General features: G+C 57.8%; 33 protein-coding genes. 18 read left to right on the forward strand and 15 right to left on the reverse strand.

From position 1 onward, the window contains the following. Positions 1 to 90: 90 nt before the first annotated feature. The gene (locus Z947_RS0115990; protein WP_025045295.1) at positions 91 to 534 is read right to left on the reverse strand and encodes a phasin family protein; all 444 of its coding nucleotides are present in this window, start codon (positions 532 to 534) and stop codon (positions 91 to 93) included. A gap of 154 nt (positions 535 to 688) precedes the next feature. Further along, positions 689 to 2494 carry a PHA/PHB synthase family protein gene (locus Z947_RS0116000; RefSeq protein ID WP_025045296.1) on the reverse strand — a complete coding sequence of 602 codons (1806 nt, stop codon included), beginning with the start codon at positions 2492 to 2494 and terminating at the stop codon, positions 689 to 691. 105 nt (positions 2495 to 2599) lie between these two features. Between Z947_RS0116000 and phaZ the strand changes: the two genes are divergently transcribed. Beyond that, entirely contained in the window at positions 2600 to 3892 is a 1293-nt protein-coding gene (gene phaZ / locus Z947_RS0116005) for a polyhydroxyalkanoate depolymerase (RefSeq protein ID WP_025045297.1), read from the forward strand. Between the two features lie 3 nt (positions 3893 to 3895). After that, on the forward strand, positions 3896 to 4471 hold the full coding sequence (locus tag Z947_RS0116010; protein WP_025045298.1) for a DUF6151 family protein: 576 nt from the start codon (positions 3896 to 3898) through the stop codon (positions 4469 to 4471). A gap of 15 nt (positions 4472 to 4486) precedes the next feature. Here the strand turns inward: Z947_RS0116010 and Z947_RS0116015 are convergent, their stop codons facing one another. The 4 genes from Z947_RS0116015 to Z947_RS0116030 form a co-directional block, all read right to left on the reverse strand. Then, complete coding sequence (locus tag Z947_RS0116015; protein ID WP_037939647.1) at positions 4487 to 5167, reverse strand: alpha/beta fold hydrolase; 681 nt, start codon at positions 5165 to 5167, stop codon at positions 4487 to 4489. A gap of 89 nt (positions 5168 to 5256) precedes the next feature. Continuing rightward, positions 5257 to 5910: a hypothetical protein gene (locus tag Z947_RS0116020; protein ID WP_025045300.1), complete on the reverse strand. Its 654-nt coding sequence runs from the start codon at positions 5908 to 5910 to the stop codon at positions 5257 to 5259. Positions 5911 to 5927: 17 nt separating this feature from the next. Further along, complete coding sequence (locus tag Z947_RS0116025) at positions 5928 to 6356, reverse strand: VOC family protein (RefSeq protein WP_025045301.1); 429 nt, start codon at positions 6354 to 6356, stop codon at positions 5928 to 5930. 25 nt (positions 6357 to 6381) lie between these two features. Continuing rightward, positions 6382 to 7134, reverse strand: a complete 753-nt coding sequence (locus tag Z947_RS0116030) for an alpha/beta fold hydrolase (protein WP_025045302.1) — start codon at positions 7132 to 7134, stop codon at positions 6382 to 6384. A 112-nt stretch (positions 7135 to 7246) separates the two neighbouring features. Here Z947_RS0116030 and Z947_RS0116035 point away from each other — a divergent pair, with 112 nt between their 5' ends. Together Z947_RS0116035 and Z947_RS0116040 are read left to right on the forward strand one after the other, a co-directional pair. Further along, positions 7247 to 7993 carry an ArsR/SmtB family transcription factor gene (locus tag Z947_RS0116035; RefSeq protein ID WP_025045303.1) on the forward strand — a complete coding sequence of 249 codons (747 nt, stop codon included), beginning with the start codon at positions 7247 to 7249 and terminating at the stop codon, positions 7991 to 7993. 11 nt (positions 7994 to 8004) lie between these two features. After that, the gene (locus tag Z947_RS0116040) at positions 8005 to 8430 is read left to right on the forward strand and encodes an MAPEG family protein (RefSeq protein WP_025045304.1); all 426 of its coding nucleotides are present in this window, start codon (positions 8005 to 8007) and stop codon (positions 8428 to 8430) included. 3 nt (positions 8431 to 8433) lie between these two features. On the opposite strand, the gene Z947_RS0116045 is transcribed toward Z947_RS0116040, so the two are convergent. Continuing rightward, a complete protein-coding gene (locus tag Z947_RS0116045) occupies positions 8434 to 8679 on the reverse strand; it encodes a hypothetical protein (protein ID WP_025045305.1) in 246 nt (81 codons plus the stop codon). 191 nt (positions 8680 to 8870) lie between these two features. Between Z947_RS0116045 and thrS the strand changes: the two genes are divergently transcribed. The 5 genes from thrS (at position 8871) to Z947_RS0116070 (ending at position 13561) form a co-directional block, all read left to right on the forward strand. Next, complete coding sequence (gene thrS / locus Z947_RS0116050) at positions 8871 to 10820, forward strand: threonine--tRNA ligase (RefSeq protein WP_025045306.1); 1950 nt, start codon at positions 8871 to 8873, stop codon at positions 10818 to 10820. Positions 10821 to 11048: 228 nt separating this feature from the next. Then, entirely contained in the window at positions 11049 to 11351 is a 303-nt protein-coding gene (locus tag Z947_RS0116055) for a BufA1 family periplasmic bufferin-type metallophore (RefSeq protein WP_025045307.1), read from the forward strand. 67 nt (positions 11352 to 11418) lie between these two features. Continuing rightward, positions 11419 to 12267, forward strand: coding sequence for an MNIO family bufferin maturase (gene bufB, locus Z947_RS0116060; protein ID WP_025045308.1), 849 nt, complete (start codon positions 11419 to 11421; stop codon positions 12265 to 12267). Continuing rightward, a complete protein-coding gene (locus tag Z947_RS0116065) occupies positions 12264 to 13022 on the forward strand; it encodes an HvfC/BufC N-terminal domain-containing protein (RefSeq protein WP_037938973.1) in 759 nt (252 codons plus the stop codon). The genes bufB and Z947_RS0116065 overlap by 4 nt, the downstream gene beginning before the upstream one ends. Beyond that, positions 13019 to 13561, forward strand: coding sequence for a DoxX family protein (locus tag Z947_RS0116070; RefSeq protein WP_025045310.1), 543 nt, complete (start codon positions 13019 to 13021; stop codon positions 13559 to 13561). The genes Z947_RS0116065 and Z947_RS0116070 overlap by 4 nt, the downstream gene beginning before the upstream one ends. Positions 13562 to 13591: 30 nt before the next feature. On the opposite strand, the gene Z947_RS0116075 is transcribed toward Z947_RS0116070, so the two are convergent. The 5 genes from Z947_RS0116075 to thyX all read right to left on the reverse strand — a co-directional run bounded on the left by Z947_RS0116075 (position 13592) and on the right by thyX (position 17987). After that, complete coding sequence (locus Z947_RS0116075) at positions 13592 to 13912, reverse strand: ArsC/Spx/MgsR family protein (RefSeq protein ID WP_025045311.1); 321 nt, start codon at positions 13910 to 13912, stop codon at positions 13592 to 13594. 94 nt (positions 13913 to 14006) lie between these two features. Beyond that, the gene (locus Z947_RS0116080; protein ID WP_025045312.1) at positions 14007 to 14303 is read right to left on the reverse strand and encodes a hypothetical protein; all 297 of its coding nucleotides are present in this window, start codon (positions 14301 to 14303) and stop codon (positions 14007 to 14009) included. A gap of 89 nt (positions 14304 to 14392) precedes the next feature. Beyond that, the gene (locus Z947_RS0116085; RefSeq protein ID WP_025045313.1) at positions 14393 to 15583 is read right to left on the reverse strand and encodes a cytochrome P450; all 1191 of its coding nucleotides are present in this window, start codon (positions 15581 to 15583) and stop codon (positions 14393 to 14395) included. A gap of 229 nt (positions 15584 to 15812) precedes the next feature. Beyond that, positions 15813 to 16928, reverse strand: a complete 1116-nt coding sequence (locus tag Z947_RS0116090) for a hypothetical protein (protein ID WP_156026663.1) — start codon at positions 16926 to 16928, stop codon at positions 15813 to 15815. Between the two features lie 138 nt (positions 16929 to 17066). After that, positions 17067 to 17987, reverse strand: a complete 921-nt coding sequence (gene thyX / locus Z947_RS0116095; RefSeq protein ID WP_025045315.1) for an FAD-dependent thymidylate synthase — start codon at positions 17985 to 17987, stop codon at positions 17067 to 17069. 196 nt (positions 17988 to 18183) lie between these two features. Between thyX and Z947_RS0116100 the strand changes: the two genes are divergently transcribed. The 6 genes from Z947_RS0116100 to Z947_RS21180 all read left to right on the forward strand — a co-directional run bounded on the left by Z947_RS0116100 (position 18184) and on the right by Z947_RS21180 (position 23135). Continuing rightward, on the forward strand, positions 18184 to 19278 hold the full coding sequence (locus Z947_RS0116100) for a hypothetical protein (RefSeq protein WP_156026664.1): 1095 nt from the start codon (positions 18184 to 18186) through the stop codon (positions 19276 to 19278). 10 nt (positions 19279 to 19288) lie between these two features. Next, complete coding sequence (locus Z947_RS0116105) at positions 19289 to 20677, forward strand: porin family protein (protein ID WP_025045317.1); 1389 nt, start codon at positions 19289 to 19291, stop codon at positions 20675 to 20677. An 89-nt stretch (positions 20678 to 20766) separates the two neighbouring features. Next, positions 20767 to 21201: a VOC family protein gene (locus Z947_RS0116110; protein ID WP_025045318.1), complete on the forward strand. Its 435-nt coding sequence runs from the start codon at positions 20767 to 20769 to the stop codon at positions 21199 to 21201. A 29-nt stretch (positions 21202 to 21230) separates the two neighbouring features. Next, positions 21231 to 21896 carry a DUF1194 domain-containing protein gene (locus Z947_RS0116115; RefSeq protein WP_052880675.1) on the forward strand — a complete coding sequence of 222 codons (666 nt, stop codon included), beginning with the start codon at positions 21231 to 21233 and terminating at the stop codon, positions 21894 to 21896. Beyond that, on the forward strand, positions 21896 to 22606 hold the full coding sequence (locus tag Z947_RS0116120) for a DUF1194 domain-containing protein (RefSeq protein WP_025045320.1): 711 nt from the start codon (positions 21896 to 21898) through the stop codon (positions 22604 to 22606). The genes Z947_RS0116115 and Z947_RS0116120 overlap by 1 nt, the downstream gene beginning before the upstream one ends. Before the next feature lie 79 nt (positions 22607 to 22685). Further along, a complete protein-coding gene (locus Z947_RS21180) occupies positions 22686 to 23135 on the forward strand; it encodes a YHS domain-containing (seleno)protein (protein ID WP_025045321.1) in 450 nt (149 codons plus the stop codon). A gap of 12 nt (positions 23136 to 23147) precedes the next feature. On the opposite strand, the gene Z947_RS0116130 is transcribed toward Z947_RS21180, so the two are convergent. From Z947_RS0116130 to Z947_RS0116140, 3 genes are all read right to left on the reverse strand, one after another. Next, positions 23148 to 23648, reverse strand: coding sequence for a MarR family winged helix-turn-helix transcriptional regulator (locus tag Z947_RS0116130; protein WP_025045322.1), 501 nt, complete (start codon positions 23646 to 23648; stop codon positions 23148 to 23150). A gap of 86 nt (positions 23649 to 23734) precedes the next feature. Next, positions 23735 to 24001, reverse strand: coding sequence for a succinate dehydrogenase assembly factor 2 (locus Z947_RS0116135; RefSeq protein WP_025045323.1), 267 nt, complete (start codon positions 23999 to 24001; stop codon positions 23735 to 23737). Continuing rightward, the gene (locus Z947_RS0116140) at positions 23994 to 24392 is read right to left on the reverse strand and encodes a helix-turn-helix domain-containing protein (RefSeq protein ID WP_025045324.1); all 399 of its coding nucleotides are present in this window, start codon (positions 24390 to 24392) and stop codon (positions 23994 to 23996) included. The genes Z947_RS0116135 and Z947_RS0116140 overlap by 8 nt, the downstream gene beginning before the upstream one ends. 128 nt (positions 24393 to 24520) lie before the next feature. Here Z947_RS0116140 and Z947_RS0116145 point away from each other — a divergent pair, with 128 nt between their 5' ends. Genes Z947_RS0116145 through Z947_RS0116155 form a run of 3 tightly spaced genes read left to right on the forward strand, consistent with a single transcriptional unit; the run spans position 24521 to position 26511 of the window. Continuing rightward, positions 24521 to 25723 (forward strand): pyridoxal phosphate-dependent aminotransferase, encoded by a 1203-nt coding sequence (locus Z947_RS0116145; RefSeq protein WP_025045325.1) that lies wholly within the window; start codon positions 24521 to 24523, stop codon positions 25721 to 25723. A 13-nt stretch (positions 25724 to 25736) separates the two neighbouring features. Then, a complete protein-coding gene (locus Z947_RS0116150) occupies positions 25737 to 26108 on the forward strand; it encodes a bleomycin resistance protein (protein ID WP_025045326.1) in 372 nt (123 codons plus the stop codon). Position 26109: 1 nt separating this feature from the next. Beyond that, positions 26110 to 26511: a hypothetical protein gene (locus Z947_RS0116155; protein WP_025045327.1), complete on the forward strand. Its 402-nt coding sequence runs from the start codon at positions 26110 to 26112 to the stop codon at positions 26509 to 26511. Positions 26512 to 26513: the final 2 nt, after the last annotated feature.

Below are 26513 nucleotides of genomic sequence, written 5' to 3' on the forward strand. Positions count from 1 at the left end.
ATAGAAAAAGGCGGGCTCAGGGAAGCCCGCCTTTACCTTACATTCATCCGCAAAGATGCGCGTAAGGGGGAATAATCGCTGTTAGGGCGATTACTTTGCTGTCGCTTTTTTCGCAGCAGCCTGTACGTCGTTTGAGGCTTTTTTCACAGCAGCAGTTGCTTCTTCCTGCGCGTCTTTACCAGCCGCCATCATCAGCTCAACTGTGTCCATCTGAACTTTTTTCGCGATTTCAGCGAAAGCGGCCATATGCTCGGCTGCGGCTTCAGCAGAAGCAGAGGCGAAGTCGGTCATTGCTTTTGCGTAATCCGCAGGCTCGGCCTTGGCTTTTGCCATTTCGGACATCTTTGCTACGGTGTCTTTTGTCCACTTTGTGGAAACCTCGGTGGATTTCTCAACTGCGTTCAGCGCAACGCCGGACAGTTTTTCGTTCAGCGTGGCGGACGTTTTGAACGCGCCTTCCATTGCAGATGTATCAACCGGGAAAGAACCCATAACGTCTTTCAGGATCGCTGTCATGTCTGGTGTCTTTGTCATTTGTCTATCCTTTGTTTGCATTTCACTTGGCGCCAACCGGGTGATGCCCCGTGTTTCTGCGTCTGCAAAGGATATACGTGCTGCAGCGCAGCATTTCAAGCATTTTTCTGCGCTGCAGCAAGATTTTCTTACCTAAGGTAAATCAAGCCTGAATTCAGTGACTTGCCTTCTTGGCGACATAGGCCCCCGGCGCGTCGGAGACGATTTTGCGCCCCTCTGCCCCCGGAGTTCGGGCGGGAATCATCTTGCCTGAGCGCTTTTGCAGCCACTTTCCCCACCGCGGCCACCATGATCCCTCGTGAAAGGTCGCCCCTTCCAACCAGTCCTCATGGGTCAGCCCCGTATCATCGTTGGTATAATGTCCGTATTTACCCTTGGAGGGCGGGTTGACGATGCCGGCGATGTGGCCCGACTGCGTCATGATAAAGGTCTTGTCCTTCGCCCCCATCTTTTGCACGCCGCGATAGCTGTCTTTCCAGGGCGCGATGTGATCGGTCTCGCATGCAATCGCACAAAGCGGCACGTCCACTTCGTCCAGCACCAGATGATGGCCCATCAAATCAAACCCGCCCTCGGCAAGTTCATTACGCTGGCACAGACCACGCAGATACTGCATCGCCATTTTCGCCGGCAGGTTCGCACCATCCCCGTTCCAGTAGAGCAGGTCAAAGGCAGGTGGGGTTTCCCCCATCATATAGCTTTTCACTGCCGGTCCATAGACGAGGTCATTTGCGCGCAAATAGGAAAACGTGCGCGCCATGATGATGGAGGGGAGGATCCCCTTGTCGGCGGTCTCGGCCTCGATCCCGTCGATGAAGTCATCTGTCAAGAAGGGGCGGAATTCACCCTGATCCGAGAAATCAGTCAGCGCGGTGAACAGGGTCGCGGATTTGACCGATTTATCGCCCTTCTGTTTCAACAGGCTCAGGGTCAGCGACAGGGTTGTACCGGCAATGCAATAGCCCACCGCATTCACCTGATCCTCACCGGTGATCGCCTTGGCTTCGCGGATCGCGGCCAGATAACCGTCCTGAATATAGTCCTCCATCCCGATGTCGCGGTAGGTCGCATCGGGGTTCACCCATGAGATCATGAACAACGTGTGCCCCTGATCGACCAGCCATTTTACCATCGAGTTCTGCGCCTTGAGATCAAGGATGTAGAATTTGTTGATCCACGGCGGAAAGATCAGCAGCGGGGTTGCATGCACCTTTTCCGTGGTCGGCGTGTATTGGATCAGCTCGAACATCTTATTGCGAAACACCACCTTGCCCGGTGAGGTGGCAATGTTGCGCCCCAGTTCGAAGGCTTTTTCGTCCGCGAGTTTCACAATCAACTCGCCGTTGTTCGACTCCAGATCGCTGATCAGGTTCTCCAGCCCTTTGATCAGGCTTTCGCCGTCCGTTTCTATCGCGCGCTGCAAAGCATCGGGATTGGTGGCCAGAAAATTGGTCGGACTCATCATGTCGACGATCTGACGGCTGAAATAGGCCAGCCGCTGCTTTTCGCGCGGTTCCATGTCGGTCACGTCCTCGACCGCTTGGGTCACGGCCTCTGCGTTGATCAGGTACTGCTGTTTGACGAAATTGAAATAGGGGTGGGTTTCCCACAGCGGATTGGAAAAGCGCCGGTCCTTGCCGGTTTTATCTTCGGGGGCAGATAGGGTGCCCTTGGCCAAGGCCTGTTGCGCCTCCATAAAATGGGTGACCGTTTTGGTCCAATAGCCCATCTGGTGTTCCATCAGCTTGGCCGGATTGGTCACAGCCTCGGTTGCATAGGCCTGTCCCGCCTTGGCAAACAACTCTTGATTCGGACCATCCAGCGCCGCCTGATGCCCTTGGCGATTGCTCATTACCTGCCCCAAACGCTCGGCTAGCGCCTCGACTTTCTTGAGATTCTCGGCCATTCGTGCGGCAGAAACCTGGGCATCTGCTGGGGTATCCGTGGTTTTAGTTGTCATCTTAACCTTTTGCTCCTATCTTCGCACTTGCAGCATAACGTCGCCCTCTTCAGGGGCAGGAGCGATGGCATGCCCATACACGGGCCCAACAAGGAGACCCCCAACATGCGTTATATGGCAACCTACGACCTTATGGAAACGATACGGAACACGAACCAGTGGATGGGTGCCTCAGCGCTTGCCGTTGCATCATACCCTGCTTTCTCCATGTTTCCAAACCCTGCTCTTGAATGGATGGCAGCTTGGGGCGAAGTTACCGAACGCAGCTTCTCGCGGATGGTGACAAAACCGGACTGGAACATCCCGCCTTTCGTAGGGGCCAACGGTCAAGACCGCATTGTTGTAGAAGAAGTTGTCGTCAAGCGCGACTTCGGCGACCTGCTGCATTTCCGCGTGCAAGGGCGCACAGAGCCAAAGCGCAAGGTTCTGCTCGTCGCGCCGATGTCCGGTCATTATGCCACTTTGCTGCGGTCCACCGTGATTTCGCTGCTGCCCGATTGCGACCTTTATATTACCGACTGGCACAACGCGCGCGACATTCCGGTCAGCGCGGGTAAGTTCGACATCGAAGATTACACGCTGTACCTCGTTGACTTCATGCGTGAGCTTGGGCCGGATACCCATGTGATTGCCGTGTGCCAACCTGCGCCTCTCGCGCTGGCCGCAACCGCCTACCTCGCCGAAGAAGACCCCGATGCGCAGCCGCGCACACTGACCCTGATTGGCGGACCGATTGATCCTTCCGCCGCGCCGACGGATGTGACCGACTTTGGCCATTCCGTCACCATGGGCCAGCTTGAGGAAATGATGATCCAGCGTGTCGGTTTCAAATACGCCGGCGTCGGACGCATGGTCTATCCCGGTCTGCTGCAACTGAATTCCTTCATCTCGATGAATGCAGAAACCCATATGAAGGCGTTTCAGAACCAGATCAGCAGTGTGATGCGCGGCGAAGCCCACGAGCATGACAAGCACAACAAGTTCTACGATGAATATCTGGCTGTGATGGACATGCCGGCAGAGTTCTACCTGTCCACCGTTGACCGTATTTTCAAAGAAGGTGAAATCGCCAAGAATGATTTTACCGTCGCGGGCCGCCACGTGGACATCGGCAAGATCACCACAGTTGCGGTGAAAACAGTTGAGGGGTCCAAGGATGACATTTCCGCCCCCGGCCAATGTATCGCGGCACTGGACCTGTTGACCGGCCTGCCGGACGACAAGAAAGCCAGCCACCTTGAAGACGGCGCAGGCCACTATGGTATCTTCGCAGGCAAAAGCTGGCGCAAGAATATCCGCCCCCTGGTGTTGGATTTCATCGATGCGCACGGCGAAACAGCCGCCGCCCCTGCCCCGGCGAAACCCAAGCCGGCCGCGAAGAAGAACAAGGCAGCCTAAACAATGGCCAATGTCCCCTTTGCGTGTCGATGCGGCAAAGTACAGGGGACGTTGGCTGATGTTGGATGGGGAAACCACGCGCAGTGCTTCTGTCAGTCCTGCCGCGCGGCGGACATCCATACCGGTGCCCCGGATCCCGGCAGCGACGGTATCAGGGTCTACCAAACCACCCCTGACAAGATCAGTTTTCAGGCGGGTCAGGACCAGCTGGCAGTATTTTCCTTTGGTCCCAATAACCTGCTGCGCTGGCAGGCCTCCTGCTGCGGGGCGGCGATGTTCAATACACTACGCAAGCCGAAAGTGGCTTTCGCCGGATTGGTTGCCGCGCGTGTCAGCGATTCTGCCGCACTTGGCCCCGTCGCAACACGCGGATTTATCCCGACAGGGGACGGCAAACACCGCCACGAAGGTATGGGCACCCTTGTTTTTGGCATGATCTGGCGGGCATTTATCGGGAGGGTCAGCGGCCGCTGGAAACAGACGCCCTTCTTTGATCTCGGGACCTTACAACCCGTTGCAGAGGTTCAAGTTCTGCCCAAGGGCGAGACCGCAAGGCTGATCGCACAGACCAGCCGTTAGGCGTAAACCCGAAACCTATTGCAGGACCAGCGGTTGGCGCATCCATTTGCGGATCGCTTCCGTCGTTTCGGCCGGATTTTCAAGTGTTGGCAAATGGCCCGCATCCGGCACGACAACAAGTTCGGCATAAGGGATCAGCTCGGCCATGAAACTGTGACGTTTCACCGGACACAGCTGATCATGCTCACCGCATAGCACCAAGGCAGGTGTGCGACATTTGCGCAAAACCGCCTGCTGGTCACGGCGGCGCTGCAAGGCACGCGATTGGCGGATGAACACATCAGGCCCCAGCGTTTCAGCCATATCCATCACCAAATCCATCACCTCCGCGCGATAGGGGCCGGGGGCAAGGTAGTTCGGCTTCATCTCATCACGCATCACCTCAAGCAACCTGCCCGACCGCACCTTGACAATCTGCGGCTCGCGATTGGCCGCGATCACAGGCGTTTCCGCCAGCGGGTTGGTATCCATCAGGGCAATCCGTGATATCCGGTCCGGCGCACGGCGCAGCAGTTCCATCGCGACAATCCCGCCCATGCTGAGCCCCGCCAGCGCAAAACGCTTGGGCAACAAGTCCAACAGGCCCGATGCGATCTCCTCGATCCGTTCGCCCTGTGTCACAGGGGCAACCATCACAGCCATATCGGCGGAAAGTTCAGCGATTTGCGGGCCGAACAGACGTGCATCACACATCATACCGGGCAGAAGGACCAAAGGTTCGTGCGTCAAGTGGTACACCCTTGAAAAGACATGAAAAGACTGCTCCGCGCGGTTCGAGTGGCACCCTAACCGATGGGCGATCCTTGGGCAGCATACGCTGGGGCCGCCGGCGGCCTCAACCCCCGAAAAGGCGGGAAGTCGGCATATCTTGTCCGGCGTCGCTCTGACGTCTCCTGCGCCGCCTCACCCGCGCGCAGCAACATGCCGCGTGGCGCGATATAGCTGGATATGGTGCGTTGGGGGTTGGGGCGCCAAACAAGATTGAGCGCAGCCAGCTTGGGGAAAAACCACATTTCCGAATAGGGCAGATGGTCATGCAGCCACCATGCCAGATCGCGCCAGTCGCGCCCCTGATCATATTGATCCGCAAACCACGGCACCACGATTGTTGCGCCCGCGACCGCCTGCGCGCCCTGCCCCCAATCCCAGATATGACACTCCAATGGATTGTCATTGCGGGCGCAGTTCAGTTTGTTTTCATTGCCGTATCGGTTCAATGTCGGCGACCGATAGCCCGAGCGCAGGGCGATCCGGCCAAATGTTTCCTCAAGCGGGTCCAGCAAAAGAGTGCAAAAGGCGCGACCGTTTTCCAGAACCAGATCCGGATTTTCGGGGACGTTGGGAATGCCATGAAACCCCGAAATCTCCGAAAACATGAAATCGCGCATGAAATAGTAACGGGACAGACGTTGGCGGCCAAAGGTTTCAAGGCTCCACATGCTGGCCGGTTTGCGCATCAGCCGAAGCCGTTCCAGCGAAATGCCCCATCCTCGCGCAGGGTCGAAAACGGGTTATGCGCCACTTCCCAAATGTGCCCTTCAGGGTCTTGGAAATATCCGTGATGCCCGCCCCAGAACACATCTGCTGCCGGTTTCAGGACACGACCGCCGGCCGCCTTGGCGGCATCCAGAACCGCAGCCACGTCGGCTTTTTCGCGCACGTTGTGTCCAAGGGTCATCGCCCCGTGGCCCAGCGTTGCGACATCTACGCCAATGTCTTCGGCCAGCTTTTTAATCGGATAAAGCCCCAAAGTCTGGCCGATCAGGTCGTAGGCAATCACCTCGTCCGGGCTGTCGACACGCGCCCAGCCAAGCGCATCATAAAAAGTGCCCATCGTGGTCATGTCACGGGTTCCAAGAGTGATAAGTGAAATTCTCTGCTGCATTTTACATCCTATATCTTTTTTGAAATCAGTCTCCTGCCGCCAACACCTCTTCTACCGCTTCAAGCATCAGGGCCAAACAGGGGCCATCGGAAAAGCGGTGATCCGCGTCCTTGACCAAGCGCAATTGCATGTCCGGCCCGCTGGCATGTTCCAGCAATCGCACCGCTGTTGCAACACTCACCGCGGTGTCCGCGGTGCCTTGCAAGAACCGCACGGGGAAGGGCAGTTCCAACGGGCTGCGCAGGACCAGCTGGTTGCGACCATCCTCGATCATCCGCTTGGTAATGATGTAAGGCTCCATATAATCTGATGGCAGCTCAACATGGCCCACCTCTTCGAGCGCTTGCTTTTGCTCGTCGCTGAAACCGGCCCAATACCCGTCCTCTGTGAAATCCGGCGCGGCGGCGATGGTGACCAGCCCTGCCACCCGTTCGGGCATGGAGCGTGCCAACAGCAGCGCCTGCCACCCCCCCATGGACGAGCCGACGGGCAGAATGGGTCCCTGAGTAAGTGTCGCCACTGCTTGCGCCGTGTCTTCGGCCCAATCCCCGATACAGCCGTCCGTGAAGTCACCAGACGATTCGCCATGACCGGAATAGTCGAAACGCAGAAAAGCACGCCCCTGCTCCTTGGCCCATTCTTCCAAAAACACGGCTTTGGTGCCCTGCATGTCGGATTTTAACCCGCCCAGAAAAACCACCCACGGACCCTGCCCCTCTGAGCGGTGATAGGCGATCTTTCGCCCTTGTTTTGTTGACAGAAATGATGGTTCGCCCATGGGTGCCTCCGAAATTTTGGCGATCATGCGCGCGGCCGCGATCAAGTTCAACAGGCAGAATTATTAAGTGACCTTATTGTCACGTGACAATTGAATCACCTATAAGCACCTCATGGACGCAGTTTTCAAAGCTCTTGCCGATCCGGCCCGCCGCACCCTGCTCGACGCGTTGCGTCAGAAGGACGGGCAAAGCCTGCAAGAGTTGACCGAACTGCTGGAAATGACCCGCTTTGGCGTGATGAAGCACCTAGGCGTGCTGGAAGCCGCCGGGTTGGTCGTGACGCACAAGAAAGGGCGATTCAAATATCACTATCTGAACGCCGTAACCCTGCAACAAACCATTGATCGCTGGATTGAGCCGATGCGCGCAAAACCGGTGGCCCGAGCGGTGCTGGACCTAAAATCAACCCTTGAAAGGAACCACCAAATGACCAAACCCGATTTTATGATGCAAACCTTTATCCGCTGCACGCAGGACGCATTGTGGGATGCGCTGAGCGATCCGGCCAGCATGGCGGCCTATCACTTCATGTGCGAACGTGTGGAGGGCGAAGCCGTCGAAGGTGGCGCGCTGACGTGGATCATGCCGGATGGCAACAAAATGTTGACCCAACGCCCCACCAAAGTCGTCCCCAAGACACGGATCGAAGCGACCTTTGAGCCGCATTTCTTCGGCCCCGACGCGCCGGCCTCACGGATGGCATTTATCATTGAACCCCAAGGGGATATCTGCAAGCTGACCATCGAACATTACGACATTCCCGCAGGGCAGGACGGGGTCGGCGAAGGCTGGGCGCGCCTTGCCGGATCGCTCAAGTCATGGCTTGAGACCGGCACCGCGCTGAAGATGGCGATGTAGGGAATACCGTAATGGACACCTTTCCGACAGAGCTTGGCATACTGACATGCCTCACCCTTTTTGCCGCTTCCATGTGGATCCCTTATATCGTCGGGGTGGTGCGCAACCCCCTACCCGAAGGGGCACCGGATACGTTTTTACGGCCCGGAAACCTGAACGATCTGCCCGCATGGGTACACCGCGCCCATCGCGCGCACCTCAATCTGCTGGAACAATTCGTCCCGTTTGCAGTGTTGGTCCTGATCCTTGATCGCGTGGACGGGTTCACGGCGCTGACCTATTGGGTCGCGATTGTGTTCTTTTGGGTGCGCATCGCCCATGCAGTGGGCATGATCAGCGGTTGGGCCCGCATGCCCCTGCGCCCGATGCTGTATAACATCGGTTGGGTCTGCTGCATGCTGTTGGGCTATGCGGTCTTTGCCGGCGCGATGGCCTAACGGTCAGCCGCCGACGTAAGTCGATGTTTTGGGCCGGTAAAAGATCTTTTGATCGTGCAGCCGGCCCAACAACTCTTCGCCATTGCGCTGGTCTTGCTCGATCACGCGGATGGCTTCAATGCCCGCCAGATCTTCGTCACTCAGGGCACGGCGCATCTTGCACAGCTCGCGGCCACGGGCGCGCAACGCTTCCTCGATCAGATCGACGTCTTCGATGGTCAACTCGAATGTCCGGTTATAGCTTTGCATTGCGTGATCCCCTATCGGTGCATGTCAGCGCAGATGCCGACCCTTACGTCGTAAATAGCCCATGACCCGTCGCAGTCAACACATACCTTTCCGCCACTTGACCTAACGCGCCAGCCGCGCCAAAAGAGCGCCACACATAACCCGCAACCGGGCGTCTCGTGGGCGCCAAACTGACGAGGAGGCCCATATAGATGGCTCAAATCTCACTCACCCTTCCCGATGGCAATGCACGACAGTACGACGCAGGTATCACTGCGGGCGAAGTTGCGGCTGATATTTCCAAATCCCTTGGCAAAAAGGCGATCAGCGCGACCGTGAACGGCGCGCATTACGATCTGGCATGGCCCATTGACGCGGACGCCGACATTGCGATCCACACCATGCAGGACGAAGAGCAAGCCAACGAATTGGTGCGCCACGATCTGGCCCACATCATGGCCCGCGCCGTGCAGGAAATCTGGCCCGACACCAAAGTAACCATCGGTCCGGTGATCAAGGACGGCTGGTACTATGACTTTGACCGCGCCGAATCCTTTACCCCCGAAGACCTTGGCGTCATCGAGAAAAAGATGAAGGAAATCATCAACAAACGTGATGAAGTCCGCACCGAAGTCTGGGACCGCGCCCGCGCAATCAAACATTACGAGGACTTGGGTGAGCCTTATAAGGTTGAGCTGATCGAGGCCATTCCCGGCGACGAACCCCTGCGCATGTACTGGCACGGCGACTGGCAAGACCTGTGCCGCGGGCCCCACCTGCAACATACCGGTCAAGTGCCGGGCGACAGCTTTAAACTGATGTCCATCGCCGGTGCCTACTGGCGTGGCGACAGTGACCGCGCCATGCTGCAACGCATCTACGGTGTGGCCTTCACCGGTAAGGAAAAACTGCGCGCGCACCTGAATATGTTGGAAGAGGCCGCCAAACGCGACCACCGCAAGCTGGGCCGCGAGATGGACCTGTATCACATGCAGGAAGAAGCCCCCGGTCAGGTTTTCTGGCATGCCAATGGTTGGCTGATCTACACCCAGTTGCAGGACTACATGCGCCGCCAGCAGCGCAAAGGTGGCTATGTGGAGGTGAACACCCCACAAGTCGTCGACCGCAAACTGTGGGAAGCATCCGGTCACTGGGAAAAGTATCAGGAAAACATGTTCATCGTCGAAGTGGACGAGGAACACGCCCGCGAAAAGGCCGTGAACGCCCTGAAGCCGATGAACTGCCCCTGCCACGTGCAGATTTTCAACCAAGGCATGAAGTCTTATCGTGACCTGCCCCTGCGCATGGCCGAATTTGGATCGTGCAACCGGTATGAACCCTCGGGCGCGCTGCACGGCATCATGCGGGTGCGCGGCTTTACTCAGGATGACGGGCATATCTTCTGCCGTGAGGACCAGATCGAGGAAGAAACCGCGATCTACATCGAATTCCTGCGCGGCATCTACAAAGATCTCGGGTTTGAAAACTTTAAGGTCAAATTCTCGGATCGCCCCGAAACACGTTCCGGTTCCGACGAAGTCTGGGACAAGGCAGAAGAGGCGCTGCTCTCCGCCACCCGCAAAGCCGGCATCGAGCCGGAATTGAACCCAGGTGAAGGCGCGTTTTACGGCCCGAAACTGGAATTCGTTCTAACCGACGCGATTGGTCGGGACTGGCAGTGCGGCACCCATCAGGTGGATTTCGTTCTGCCCGAACGGCTGGACGCGACCTATGTCGGGTCTGACGGCGGCAAACATCGCCCCGTTATGCTGCACCGCGCTACGCTAGGGTCCTTTGAACGCTTCATCGGCATCCTGATCGAGGAACATGCAGGCAAGCTGCCCTTCTGGCTGGCCCCGCGTCAGGTCGTTGTCGCCTCCATCACCTCCGAGGCGGACGACTATGTTATGGAAGTTGTTGAAACCCTGAAAGCCGCAGGCGTGCGTGCCGAAGCGGACATGCGCAACGAAAAGATCAACTATAAGGTCCGCGAACATTCTGTTGGCAAGGTGCCGGTGATTTTGGCCGTTGGTGCACGCGAGGTTGAGGAAAAAACCGTTTCCGTACGCCGATTGGGTCAGAAGCAGACCAGCGTGCAAGCGTTGAGCGAAGTTGCACAAGAGCTGTCTGTCGAAGCGACACCGCCCGATCTGCGCGCGTGAGCGAACTGTAACAATTCCCATTTGTCCGGCGATCCAAGGGGTCGCCGGACAGGCCAATCCTGTAACAATCCGTGACAATTCGGGAAATTACCCGTAATAATCGCGTGGTTTCAGGCAAAAACCCTGACGGGTTCGTGACACACCTGCTCGTGAATAGATTTTCAACCAGCACAGTGTTTTATTAGCTTCATCACCCCGTGACCCGAACCAAAGATAAAGGAAGATCACATGTCTAACGTTATGAAATCAGTTGCCATCGCCGGTGCCGTTGCTGCTGCAATGACTGCGCAAACCACTGCTGCGGATGCCGCTTCCAAAGAGAAATGTTATGGCGTGTCCCTTGCTGGTGCGAACGACTGTGCCGCAGGTCCGGGCACAACCTGCGCCGGCACTTCCGTCACAGATTATCAGGGCAACGCGTGGACATTGGTAGACGCCGGCACCTGCACAGAAATCGAACTGCCTGCGATGGCAGACGGCAGCGAGCGCACCGGTTCCCTTGAAGCGCTTGACCGCGACCTGCCTGCATAAACCCCGATTACAGTGCCTTGGGCGGCGGCCCCGCCCAAGGATCCCGATCAAAGAGGATCAGACGTTCATGCTTGACACCTCCGCCCGCTTTGACCGCCTGCCAAACGCCATTGGCGTTGGATACAAACCCCAACATTTCAATGATTTACGCGCCGATCCCGGCCCTGTTGCATGGGTTGAGGTGCACGCCGAAAACTATATGGGTGACGGGGGCCGCCCGCTTGCCCAGCTTGCCGCCCTGTCCGACGAATTTGCCATCTCGGTACACGGTGTTGGTCTGTCCATTGGCGGTGAAACTCCGCTTGATACTGCCCATCTGACCCGCCTGAAAAAGCTATGCGACTGGATCAATCCGGCCAGTTTTTCAGAGCACCTTGCGTGGTCGACCCATGGCAGTGAATTCCTGAACGACCTGCTGCCCCTGCCTTACACGGCCGAAACGCTGACCCGCGTGACCGATCATATCAATCAGGTTCAGGACGTTTTGGGCCGCCAGATGCTGTTGGAAAACCCTTCCAGCTATCTGACTTTCGCAGACTCCACCTTGTCGGAAACCGACTTTTTGGCGGAACTTACCCACAGAACCCACTGCGGTCTTTTGTTGGATGTCAACAATGTCTTCATTTCCGCGACCAATCTGGGGCAAAGCCCACAAGCCTATATCGATGCCTTTCCGACGGACAAGGTCGGCGAGATTCACGTCGGCGGACATGACGAGGATCAGGACGATAACGGCGCGCCCTTGTTGATCGACAGTCATGGAAAACCGGTGGTCGATCCGGTTTGGGCGCTTTTGGACTATACGCTGGCGCAAACCGGTCCTGCACCTGTGCTGGTCGAATGGGACAATGACGTACCCGACTGGCCCACGCTGAAAGCGGAAGCCGCCCGCGCCGCAGTTGCGTTATCCACGTGAGCAATCAACGCGCCTTTCGTGCGGGCTTGCTGGATCCTGCCACACCGGTTCCCGACGGGTTGCTGGACCACGCGTCGCGCCCTGCGGGCAAGCGATACGATGTCTATCGCAACAACGTCACCCAGTCCCTGATCGACGCGATGAAGGCCGCCTTCCCTCTGGTTGCCAAACTGCTGGGAGAGGTGAATTTCACGCAACTCGCCCGCGACTTTGTGCGCCAACATCCACCGTCCTCTCCGCTTATGATGTTCTACGGCGCTGAATTTCCTAACTTTCTTGCCGCTTTCACGCCACTTGCACATATCAGATATCTGCCCGATGCCGCCCGTCTTGATCTGGCGCTGCGTCACTCTTATCACGCCGCAGATGCGGCGCCATTCGACCCCGGAGGCTTTCAATCCCTGTCACCTGAGGCCTTGCTAGAGGCGACACTTACGCTCGCGCCTGCCACTCTCGTCCTGCGCTCCGCCTGGCCGCTCTATGACATCTGGGCGTTCAACCAGAACCCCGATGCCGGCAAGCCACGCAACGTGCCACAGGACGTTCTGATCACGCGACAGGCGTTTGATCCTGCGCCGCATCTCCTGCCCTCGGGCGCCGGTCTATGGCTTGACGCGCTGAATGACAAAACACCCTTTGGCGCGGCCCATGACAAAGCCGTTGCCGCCACACCGGATTTCGATCTGACTTCCAGCCTCGGCCTTGTCCTTGCCACGGGTGCCTTGGCCACATTGAACCATAAGGATCTGACATGACTGCACTTTTGTCCACTTACACCGCCCTCGCCGGCAAGCTTGACCGTGCGGACTGGGTGTTGCCCACTGTCGCACGCTTTCTGTTCGCGGCGATCCTGATGGTCTATTTCCTGAACTCCGGCCTGACGAAACTCGGTGAAGGGGTATCGGGCCTTTGGACACCTTCCGTCGGGGCCTACGCACAGATTTTCCCCCGCGTTCTGGAAGCCGCGGGTTATGACACGGACGCCCTGTCCTTCTTTCACAAAATCGTCGTTCTCGCCGGGACTTGGGCCGAGTTTGCGCTGCCGGTGATGATTGTCCTAGGCTTGCTGACCCGACTTGCCGCAGTCGGAATGATCGGGTTTGTGGTCGTCCAGTCCCTGACCGATATCTACGGTCACAGCGCAACAGATGCGATCGGTGGATGGTTTGACCGCTTTCCCGACGCCATCATTATGGACCAGCGCGCCCTTTGGATTTTTCTGTTGTTGGTTCTGGTGATCAAGGGCGCCGGACCGCTGTCATTCGACCGCGCTTTTGCGCCAAAAGCCGGATGAGCAGACAGCGCTAAGCGAACGATATGCGCGTTAAAGCGATGCTTTAATGTCCGCCTCTACCGCGTTATTCCAACCCAGAAAAAGCGTATTATTCACGTCGATAAGCGGACGCTTCATCAAGGCCGGATGGGCCTTGACCAGTTCTATCGGTGCCGCCTGTCGCTGTCCCTCGTCCAAGCCGCGCCACGTCGTAGATCGCGTGTTGAGCAGCGCATCGCCAAATTTCTCCAGCGCTGCTGCGAGCACGGCGTCTGGCACCCCGTCCTTCCGCACGTCCCGTAGCTCAGCCTGCGGCAGAGACTTCAAGGCCTTGCGGCAGGTATCACAATTCTTGAGCCCATAAAGTATCACAAGCGCTGCCCTTTTATTGGAGGCTCAAAGCCATCAAATGAGGAGTATTCCGCACCCCGACACCGGACGTATCGGGCACCGTATTCATCCAACGTCAGTTTGTGCAGCCTTTGGTGCCAGACATGCAGGTTGGACGGGCCGAACGGACCTTGTGGCGCACCTTGTAGACCTTTTTCGTCGGCATCGGGTGGGCCAGAGCCTGACTGTAGCTCATATGCTGGTTGGGCTGACCGCAGCAAATCACCCCTGCGATCTGAACGGGCTGGTAACCGGCAGGACAATAGTTGGCCCCGTGGTACGGATAAATCTTGGGCTGTGCCGCGACATGCGCCGGCATGAGCGTGGCCAACATCAGGCCGACGCCTGCGAGTGCTGAGGTCGTGAGACGCATGAAATTCCCTCGTTTAATTCAATTTACCGCGGATATTATTGCAGCAACTTTGGCCGTGTGGCCGCTATATGTCCAGCATTTTCGTGAGGTTACGTGCTGCAGAGCCGTGCTGGCAGCGCGGTGTAGCCGTGAAACCGGATGCGTCCGCCGGCGGTGCGCTGCTCCGACAGGGTGTAGTTCGGGTAGCGACGCAGGAAACGTTCGATCGCGATGCGCCCCTCCATGCGGGCGAGCGTCAGGCCAACGCAAACATGCGGGCCACCGGCAAAGGCAAGGTGGCGGTTGGGACGGCGGGTGATGTCGAATTCTGTTGGCCGGTCAAAGACTTCGGGGTCGCGGTTGGCGGCACCGATACACAGATGCAGGTTCGTTTGCGGCGCAATCTCTTGCCCGCCGATGCTGACCTTGGCTGTGGTTTCGCGGTTGCCAAACTGGTTCGGAGACCGCAGGCGCAGCACCTCTTCTACCGCGGTGTCGATGTGCGTGAAGTCACTGAGAAGTAATGCTTTTTGATCAGGGTGGTCGTGCAGCAGCGCAAGGCCGTTGCCGATCAGATTGGTGGTGGTTTCATGGCCCGCGTTGAGGATGAAAATGCAGTTCTGGATCAGCTCGATCTCGGTCAGTTGACCGCTGGCATCGCCGGTGATGAGACGGGTCAGAACATCCGTGTCAGGATCGCCCGGCGCGCGGCGGCGACGGGCGATAAGGTCTTGTAAGTAGGACTTAAATTCAGAAACGGCCCGATGCCCCCCGGCCAGCTGGTCCTGCGTCAGCGTGGGCTCCAGCGCGCCGAGAATGGCGAGGGACCAGTCGCGCAGGGGCGCGCGTTCTTGCATGGGAATATCCAGCAGGTTGCCGATGATCTGGATGGGGATGGTGGAGGCGAAATCCTCAATCAGATCAGGGACTTGAGGCATTTCATCAAGGAGCGTGTCGACGGTGGCGATCAACCCCGGCTCCATCCGCGCAAGCGCCTTTGGCGTGAGGGCCCCAGTCATGATCCGGCGCACGCGGGTGTGCAGCGGCGGGTCGTTGAAAACAAGGCTGGTGGTGTGATGTTCAAACAGCGGCGACCCTTCGCCGAATTTAGGCGCAAAGGCTTGTTTTTTATCGGAAATATAGGTGGTCGTATCGCGATAAATCGCGTTCAGATCGGCGTGTTTGGTGATGAGGACCGATCCGTCAGGCTGGGGCGTGACGGGGCTGTTTTGCAGCAAATCATCGTAATGCGGAAAGGGGTTTTCGATGAAACCGGCGGGGGGATTGGCGAGGTTGAACATGGGCCGAGTTTGGGGGTTTTAGAGGGGGGTGTCTAGCGTACACCCCCTGTGCACCCCCCGTGCACCGGGGGGTGTACGGTTTTAAGCGCGTGGCTTTGCCGCAAAGGGCAGCGCTTGGACCTCGGGGTGGGTGCGAAGCGCCCTCCCCATGGGGGAGGTCCGGGCGCTGTCGGACATGTTTGGGGTAGTGTAGTGGGTTCACACCCACCCTACGCTTGGCCAACGATTCTTAGGGATACTCACTCTCATTCCGAAACTTTGCAGCACTCTTGAGAATATGAACTTTTCGCACTCTGTCTTTGCGTTCGGTGTCAGCGTCACAAAATGACCAGAGTTCATCTAACGATCTGAATTGAAAAGGATTGGAAATAAAGTGCCACATAAACGGGGCTATAAACTCACGCATCTGAAAAGCAACTGTTTCATCATCATTGGCCGCAATAGGCTTGCCGTGGGCCACTGAGTTTCGTCTAAACTGCAAATGCCTTCCAAGATCTCGGTGATAATCTGTGTCTCTAAAGAAGCTTGCTGCACGGCTCACCAATCTATCACTTTTAGTAAAGTTTGGTCCGCCTATCGTTTCAAGCACGCGCCAACCACCCAAAAAGGCCGCTTCTCCATCGGGCTTACTGAAAGCCTCATAATGCTGCGCAAGTGCGATTTCTGCGGTTTGCTTCCAAGGCAGCTTACTAAGGTTTTCCCTATATTGGACTACAATGCGCAATAATTTTGTGACCCTATCAGCAGGAATCCCGGCACGTCGCACTTCTTGAGGCCAGTGATTGAACCAATATTGTTGTGAGCTGAGGGCACCTGAAGGTGAGTGCACAGTCATATGCGGAGCAATAATACATCGGGCGATTGGCGTACGCGGGTTTTCTGGAATGATAGACCTACCACGATAAAGAAACAGTGAGACTAATCCAAGATCAGTAGAAATTGCGGCCTCGGCTTGCTCAAACGCATCAGACGCATTGGCAGCGTCGACTGAAACAACTGCTAAAGGTAAGTCACGATACTCCTGTAAATTTGCTCCATGATCGAAGTTATTCGATCCGACCTGCGACTGCCTATTTCTTCTTACTGATTGCATGAACTGCGAGTTAGAAGTCGGATCAAAATTAATCCAAACACCTCTTGATTTACGCTTTCCTACAATAATCTCGCCGCAATCGTGGATCGGGAAAACCACTTTATACTTAGCACGGATCATTTGATTGGAGATGCGTCTTGCGTCAGTGAGAAAACTTTGTAGCTCAAGGTTTTGTCTAGTTCGGATTGCCTTCTTAACGACAGCCTTCAAGTAAGCTGTGGTTCGGTTTTCCTCGAAGAGCGCAGTCGCCAAGTAACTTTCATATTCTCTTAGGCCACCGAAACCCCTCGTGGACATCGATCCATCTTCGTTGATGGTACGCGCAGCCGATATTTCGCGGAGTGCGTTTTCTATTTGGAATTTGTCCCGAACTCTTAGCATAATGGATTTCTAGCCAATAACCCCCATAAACTCCCGCCATTCCCCCTTGGACATCCCAGAGGTCTCCTGCGTCACCTCTTCCCCCGCGATCATGCGGCGCACGCAGTCGAGCGCTTTGCCGGACATCGTTGCACCGCCCAGACGGTAATCCTCGAACGCGCCGTAGGCGGCGGGCACCCAGTCGGCGACGACTTTGCAAATCGCGTCCGCGTAAACCCTTATTTCATACTGTGCATGTTTATCTGCCCGCAGACGCAAGAAATGAAACAGGTTATGGAGGTCCACTTTCCAGTACCATTGAGTGTAGATGTTTGACGGCAGGTTCATGCGGGCCAGTTCGCGGGCAAGGCCGTCTTGCGGCGCGCCGTCGGGGCCATCGGTCGAGATCATGCTTTCGTAGTTGTCATAGGCACGGTTGCTGTCGGATTTCAGGATTTCAAGGACGCGGGCGGCTTCCGCGCCTTCCAGCACGCCGCCCCTGCCCTGATTGTTCACCACGCTTTGCGCGTTCACATGTTCGGGCGCGGGAATATAGAATTCGCGGTCAAGGATCGAATAGCGGGCGGAGTATTCGTTGACGTTGGCGGTACGGTGGCGGATCCACTGGCGGGCGACAAAGACGGGCAGTTTGACGTGCAGTTTGATCTCGCACATCTCGAACGGGGTCGAGTGCCAGTGGCGCATGAGGTAGCGGATCAGCCCCTCGTCATTCTGCACGGATTTGGTGCCCTTGCCGTAGGACACGCGGGCGGCCTGACAGATGGCAGAATCGTCGCCCATATAGTCGATGACGCGGATGAACCCGTGGTCGAGCACGTCATAGGCGCGGTACAGATGCGCCTCCATCCCCGGCACGGTGGCGCGCAGGGTTGGCGAGGTCTGCGTGCGCAGTTCGTCGATTTCGGCTTGTTGTTCGGGTGACAGGGGCATGTGCGGCGTCCTTGGAAAAGGGTCTGGGATTCGGTGACCACTATATCTGGAGGCAGGCAAAGCAGGAACAGCCATATGGGGTGATGTGTCTGGAAAACATATACCGGAGGTTATTCAGCGATTTTTGAGCGCAAGCGTTGACAAAGGGGCGGCGTTCTTGGGATTGTCCGGTGAAATTACGGATAGGCAGGCAATCATGAAAATCAATGCAGCGGGGCTTTTGCTTTGCACGTTTCTTGTTGGGTGCGGCGGCGGCGATGCGCCATTCGGCGAGGGCGCAACGGATTCAGAGACGGATTCAGGGACTGACGGGGGCACCGGCACAGGTGGCGACACCGGTGAAGAAACCGGTATCATCCGCGAGGGTTTGCCGCCCGGCACCGCCTCCCCGACACCAAGCTCGCGCATTGTACGTTCGGAACCCACCGAAGCCGAAGGCGGCAAGCAGGGCGACGGCTTTGCCACCGGCATCCGCTATGACGGCGACACGGATGTGTTCACTGTCGACGGTCTGGCCTTTGACGGCGGCAACCGCTACGCCCGCGGGGAGAATGTCAGCAGTTTGAACGACGACTACGCGGTTTACGAAGCGTTCCAGCAGTTCCCCGACGGTTCGAATGACGAATTGATCAACCAGTTCACCCACCGCGCGATTTACGGTGTGAGCCGAAATCTCGACTCTGACGGCAACCCGGCGACGCAGTTCGCGATTGTACGGACAGGGGCCTACATCCCTTACGGGTTTGGCGGGTTCGTGTATGAGCGTGAAGGTTCAGTTGCCCTGCCTACAAACGGACAGGCCGTTTACCGCGGTAAAAGTGCCGGTGTGCGGGATTTTGAAGGCGCGGGCGGACTTGAATATGCCACGAGCAATGTGGAAATCGCGATTGATTTCGAAGATTTCAACGACTCCACTGGCGTAGGCGGTGCCGGCGTGCGCGGGATATTCTCCGACCGTCGCGTTTACGACATTAACGGTCTGGATATCACCGATACTGTGGTCAGCCGTATCAATGCCCAGAACGACGCCAGCATCGGCACGATTCCAGATGCGCGGTTCGAAGTGGGTCCCGGCGTGATGGATGCCAACGGCGAAATCATCGGGGAGGTGTTTAGTAACTTCGTCAACGACGACGGACGGGTTATCGAATACGAAACCGGCAAGTATTACGCGATTGTATCGGGCGATGACGCGAATGAAATCGTGGGTGTTATTGTGGCCGAAAACACAGCCGAGCTTGATGATATCACTGTGAGAGATACCAGCGGCTTCATCATCTACCGCGACTAGGCTTTGTAAAATGGCCTTGCAGAAATTGCAGCTTTGGGGCGCGACTGTCGCTCTTGGGGGCCTTCTCGCTTTTGGCGGGGGGGCCTTGGCGCAAAGCGTATTGACGGCGGACCAGATGCGCAATGCGGCTGGTCTAAGCCTGAAAGACGGCAATCCGGTTCAGGCCGAGGCGCTTGCGCAGGCCTTGCTGACGCGTGACGAAAACGATCTGACTGCATTATTGATCCGCGCCCGTGCGCTGCGCGATCTCGGCCGATTGGACGAGGCGCAGGACATGACGCGCCGCGCGTGGCGACAGGCCGGCAGTGACGCTGACAGATACGCCACGGCGCTGATCACGGCACAGGTGTTGTCCTCGCAAGGCAAACGCACCCGCGCCCAGCTTTGGTTGCGCCGCGCGGCGCAGCACGCGCCGAATGACGCGCTGCGCCGGCGTGCGGAACGCGATTTCGGGTATGTGAAGCAGCAAAATCCGTGGAAGACGGATGTGACCTTCACCTTTGCGCCAAATTCCAACATCAACAACGGATCAGCACGGGATCGGTCGCGGCTGAATTATGCGATCTCCGAAATCCTGTTCGGGGAACCGGTCGAATATGACCTGAACGCCGAAGCACAGGCCATTTCCGGGCTTGAAGTTGGCGGTTCGCTGCGCAGCCGCTACCGGTTTCACCAAACCCCGATTTCCGCCCATGACGCAAAGGTTGCCCTGTCCTACCGGACCTTCAGCATCACCGATGATCTGGGGGCATCTGACGTCAGCGGATCGGACTTTGCCTTTGGCAGCGCGTCTGTCGGGTATGGATACCGCCGGTTTGTGATGGATAAGAAGGGCGAATTCGCAGCCGATGTCGAAGCGGGTCAAAGCTGGTATGGTGGCAGTCGGTATGCCAGTTTCCTGCGCGGCCAAGCGCAACAATTGCTATATCTGTCCCCGCGCCAGCAACTGCGGTTCGGCGGTGAGGTCGAGCGGCAGTGGGGGCAAGCGACAGCGGACCGCGATCTGTTCGGCCTGTCCGCCAGTATCACGCAGGCCTTTGCGTCTGGCAACTCCGGTTTTGCGGGGCTGTATCTGACGACGACCCAATCCGACACTGCGAGTGTGGAATATTCCGAAGTCACGCTGCGCACCGGACTGGCACTGCGCCAACCGGTGCTGGGGGCAAAGGTGCAATTTGGCCTTGGTGCCAGTTGGCGCGATTATGATGTCTCGCGCGATTCCCGTGACGGGCGCCAAGACAGGCGTGTTTTTGCGGATGTGACCGCGACCTTCAAAGACATTGATTATTACGGGTTCAACCCTGCGGTGACCCTGTCCGCGTCGAGCACGGATAGCAATGTCGGGCTGTATGATGTGAACCGCGTCGGATTGAACATCGGGATTAAATCGGCGTTTTAGGGTCAACTTGTCGGGAAGTTGCCGCGGGTGACTGGCCACGGCGGATGGCTATGCTAGGTTCAGGCAAAGTGTAATCCAAGGAGCCAAACATGCCGATCAAATACCTGCACACGATGGTGCGCGTCAAAGACCTTGATGCCTCGATCGCCTTTTACAAATTGCTGGGACTGGTGGAGCGTCGCCGTACAGAAAACGAAGGCGGCCGCTTTACGCTGGTGTTTCTGTGCCCTCCGGGGATGGACGACGGGCACGCCGATGTTGAATTGACCTACAACTGGGATGGCGATGATGCGCTGCCCAGCGACAGCCGCCACTTTGGTCACCTCGCCTATACGGTCGAAAATATTTATGAGATGTGTCAGCACCTTATGGACAACGGCGTGACCATCAACCGTCCCCCGCGCGATGGCAACATGGCGTTTGTGCGCAGCCCTGACAACATTTCGATCGAGTTGTTGCAAGAAGGCGATGCGCTGGCACCGGCCGAACCCTGGGCCAGCATGGAAAACACCGGTCACTGGTGAAACCTCTCGCCGCCCTTGTTACGTTGCTGATGGCCGTATCGGGGGCGGCGGTTGCCGAATGCCGCCTTGCGCTGGTGCTGGCGCTGGATGTGTCGAGTTCGGTTGACCCCACCGAAGATGCGCTGCAACGCGGCGGTGTGGTGGCGGCACTGACCGCGCCCGAAGTGGCCGAAGCGTTCTTTGCCACCGATCAACACGTCGCCCTCGCGGTCTATGAATGGTCAGGGCGCGAGCAGCAGGACATCTTGCTGGACTGGACCCTGATCGACGGGCCACATGCCTTGCTTGCTGCCGCAGAAACGGTGGCGGCGACACGGCGTGGCCATGCGGATTACCCCACAGCAATGGGTCATGCCCTCGGGTTCGGGGTGCGCTTGCTTGAGGCGGCACCGCCTTGCGCGCGCCATACGTTGGACATGGCGGGGGACGGGCAAAACAACGAGGGGTTTGGCCCGCAAGATGCCTATAACGCATATCCTTTTGACGAGGTCACGGTGAACGGTTTGGTCGTGAACGCCGGTGATTTCGAGGGCGAGTTGGGATTGATCCCGTTTTACCGCGCCGAGGTTTTGCACGGGCGCGGTGCATTTTTGGAAATCGCCAACGGGTTTGCCGATTATGAACGTGCGATGCGGCGCAAGCTGGTGCGCGAGGTCACGCCGGTCGTGATCGGGCGGCTGGACGGGGGAAACTGATGATCCGCGCGGCGGTAATGGCTGCTGCCCTGGCCCTGCTCGCGGGCCCCGTGGTGGCGGAATGCCGGCAGGCGCTGGCACTGGGGCTGGACGTATCGGGATCCGTGGATGCGCGCGAATACCGGTTGCAGATGGACGGTGTCGCCACGGCGCTGAACGCACAGGAAGTGCGCGAAAAGCTGATGTTGATGCCCGCCGCCCCCGTCAGGGTGATGGTGTTCGAATGGTCAGGCCCTGCGGATCAGGCGGTTGTGGTCCCGTGGACGGTGATCGACAGCGCGGCAGCGCTGGACGGGGTGATCGCAGCCCTGCGGGCGACACAGCGGCGCGATGCCAGCCCCGGCACGGCGTTGGGCGTGGCGATGAGCGAAGGGGAGCGGCACCTGCGTGCGCAAAGCGCGTGCTGGAAACGCACGCTGGATCTGTCGGGGGACGGCAAGTCGAACCTTGGCCCGCGCCCGCGCGACATGCGCGCGCGACTGGAGCGCAGCGGGATCACGATCAATGCCTTGGTGATCGGGGTCAATGACCCTGATATGGGCGATATCCGGCAGGCGGAAATCGCGGAACTCTCGTCCTATTTCCGCGCAGAAGTGGTGCTGGGGCCGGATGCCTTTGTGCAGACCGCAATCGGGTTTACCGATTACGCGCGGGCGATGACGCAAAAGCTGATCCGCGAGCTGGAGGGGCTGGTGCTGTCCAGACTGTAAGGCGCTGGCGTCACGTAAATGTGCATTTGGCGGGGCACCGGCAACTGGTATTTGGCCTTAACTCAAAAAGGACAGGTCCATGACACCCTTCACCCGCCGTGCGTTCATCTTGTCAGCTGCCAGCCTGTATCTGGTATCGCCCGCGCTTGCGGCACAAAAACGGGTGTCGACAGGGGCGGATGGTGTGGCTCTTCAAGGGTATGACACCCGCGCATATTGGGACGATGCGACGGCCCGCAAGGGGTCAGACACTCATCAGGTCGATTGGAACGGTGTACCGTGGCATTTCGCGACCAAGGCAGAGGCGGAGGTTTTCGCCGCCAGCCCTGCCCGCTTTGCCCCGCAGTTTAGCGGCTTTTGCACCCGCGCGATGTCATTCAAAAAGGTAGTGGATGGCGACCCGGAGGTCTGGCGCATCTTTGAGGGCAAGCTGTATCTTTTTGCCCAGCCAAAAGGCGGCAAGGCATTTGACAAAAGTGCCGCCCCGATGATTGCCAAGGCACAGGCCCATTGGGACAGCCTTGGCTAAGGGCAGGCCACGTTAATAGATATAGCGGATCTGGTCGGTCCAGTAGCGCTCCATCCGTTTGAGCGATCCGGTGATTTCGGCAATACCGTCCTGCCCCAGCACGCCCTTGTCGCGCAGACCGTCTGCGTGACGTTCGAACAGATCCGCCACCACATCGCGGATGTTGCGCCCTTTTTCGGTCAGGCGCACCCGCACCGAACGGCGGTCAATCTCGCATCGCTGGTGGTGCATATAGCCCATTTCCACCAGCTTTTTCAGGTTGTAACTGACGTTGCTGCCTTGGTAATAGCCGCGGCTTTTCAATTCGCCTGCCGTCACCTCGTTGTCGCCGATGTTGAACAGCAACAGGGCCTGCACCGCATTGATTTCTAACGCACCGACGCGTTCGAATTCATCCTTGATCACGTCCAGCAACAGCCGGTGCAACCGTTCGACCAACGACAGCGCTTCGAGATAGCCGATCATAAAGTCGTTGTTTCGAGCGCTGTGCCCGATGGGGTCTTGAATACTCATCTGAGGTCTCCGACTCATTTGTTGAGCCAGAACCTGAAGAATAAAACAGAATATTTCGTTAAACCCCGCGGGGGGCGATTTCCCCGCTACTTGAGCGGGGAAAAGTCGGCGGCGATATCGGCAATCAGCCCCGAAAACTGCGCCGGTGCCGGCTGTTGGCCGGTGACCCATTGATACAGATCGTGGTCGTTTTCGTTCAGCATCGCATCATAAAGATCAAGCCCCGCATCCGCCATCTGCGCCAGATGCCGGTCGGCAAAGGACGTCAGGATCAAGTCCATTTCCTTGATCCCGCGCCGGATCGAGCGCATGTACAGGCGTTTGATTTTGTGGTCCCGCAATTCCTCAGACATGTTGCGGTGCCTCAAGCGCCAGACGCAGGCGTTTTTCAAGACGCCCCATGGCTTCGACATTCGACAGCATTTCGGCGCGCAGCAGGCGGATGTCCGTCAGGATGGCCTGCATGTCCTCGCCTACGGTTTCCGCGTCAAGCGGGCCTTCAATGCCTTCGCCCTCTCCGTTGATCAGCCACATCATCGACACGTTCAACAACCCTGCCAGCATTGACAGCCGGTTGGCGCGCGGTTCGGAACGGTCTTCTTCCCATGACCGCAACGTTGTCAGCTTCACGCCCAGCCGTTTGGCCAGCACACCCTGGTTCATGCCCGCCCGTTCACGCGCCGCAGCCACGCGGTCGCCGAATGTTGCGGCTTCGGGGCCATACCAGTCTGTTTCATCGGTCATTATTTCATCTCTCCTGTTCGACTGTAATCTATACACCTGAACGGCGCAGGGGTGTGATCAATGCGCTTGAACGGCGCAAAGGCTAACCCTATGAGTGTAGGAGAACCCATAACGCTGTGAGGCCCAGAATGGAACTGCTCTCCGCGACGCTCGACCGTGTCAAACCGTCCCCCACCATCGCCGTGTCCAATAAAGCCGCCGAATTGAAGGCCGCCGGACATGATATCATCGGCCTTGGCGCCGGCGAGCCGGATTTCGACACGCCCCAGAACATCAAGGACGCAGCGATCGCCGCGATCAACGCGGGCAAGACCAAGTACACGGCCGTGGATGGGATTGCGGAGCTGAAACAGGCGATTTGCGCCAAGTTCAAACGCGACAACGGGCTTGACTACAAACCGTCGCAGGTCAGCGTTGGCACGGGCGGCAAACAGATCCTGTACAATGCTTTGATGGCCACATTGAACGAAGGCGACGAGGTGGTGATCCCTGCCCCTTATTGGGTCAGCTACCCCGATATGGTGTTGCTTGCGGGCGGCACGCCGGTGATTGCCGAGGCCTCGTTGCAGACCGGTTTCAAACTGACCGCAGATCAGCTTGAGGCTGCGATCACCGACAAAACCAAATGGCTGATCTTTAACTCGCCGTCCAATCCGACCGGCGCGGGTTACACGTGGGACGAGCTGAAACAGCTGACGGATGTGTTGATGCGTCACCCGCATGTGATGGTGATGACCGATGATATGTATGAACATCTGGTCTATGACGATTTCAAATTCTGCACCCCCGCACAGGTTGAACCGCAGCTGTACGAGCGGACCTTGACGGTCAATGGCGTGTCCAAAGCCTATGCGATGACGGGCTGGCGCATAGGATATGCGGCGGGGCCGGAAAAGCTGATCGGGGCGATGCGCAAGGTGCAATCGCAATCCACCTCCAACCCCTGTTCGGTAAGCCAGTGGGCAGCTGTCGAGGCATTGAACGGCACGCAGGATTTCATCGCGACAAACAACGAGATGTTCGCGCGGCGTCGTGATCTTGTGGTGAAGATGCTGAACGAAGCAGAGGGCATCCGTTGCCCGGTCCCGGACGGGGCGTTTTATGTCTACCCCTCCATCGCGGGCTGCATCGGCAAAACATCGGCGGCAGGCACAAAGATCACCAACGACGAGGTCTTTGCGACGGCATTGCTGGAAGAGACCGGCGTGGCCGTCGTCTTTGGTGCGGCTTTCGGTCTTTCACCCAACTTTAGAGTGAGTTACGCTACGTCTGATGCAGCTCTGACAGAGGCCTGCACCCGCATCCAGACCTTCTGTGCGGGATTGACCTAACGAGAGAGCACGCATGGCACCGGACCGGATCACCGCCAACCTGCCCAGTCGGGATTTTGATGAAACCCTGCGCTTTTACGAGCAGCTGGGTTTCACCCTTCATTTTCGCAATGACGGCTGGATGATCATGGGGCGTGGCACCATGCAGCTGGAGTTTTATCCCCACCCCAAGCTGGTGGCGGCGGAAAACTGGTCCAGTGCCTGCATTCGGGTGGATGACCTTGACGGGTTGCATACGCAATGGTCTGTGCTGGATCTGCCGGATGATCCCAATGGCCGCCCGCTGAATATGGACATGATCGGTGGTGCGGGACAGCCGCGCTTTTTCCCGGTGATTGATTGCAACGGCTCGCTTTTGCGATGCATCGACAACGGGAGCGTGTAACGTGAGCGCCGAACTGCCAGAGTATTACTTTCGGGTGCGCGAAAACGGTGCGGCGGTGTTTCGTGTCGACACCGAAAACCGCCAGCGGCGGATCGAGATGGACCAGATTGCCGTCGTCAACATCAAGAACGGCGAGATCAAACCACACGGCGACCGTACCCTGTCCGAAGAGGACCGCACAACGATTCAGGACTGGATGGCAGAGCGGATGCGGGTGCTGGCACACCGCGACATTGACGATATTTACCGCGCCGTGGATTACATGAACCTGACCACGCAGTGGGCCCAGTCCAAAGCCAGCAGCGAGCAGCTTGAGGCGGTCACGGACCAGTTGTTGTTGGCGATGCATGACCTGCGCAGCACGCTGGTGCGCAAGAAGGCGGACCGCTTGCTGAAAAAGTAGGC

The organism is Sulfitobacter geojensis (genome assembly GCF_000622325.1).
Taxonomy (GTDB): Bacteria; Pseudomonadota; Alphaproteobacteria; order Rhodobacterales; family Rhodobacteraceae; genus Sulfitobacter; species Sulfitobacter geojensis.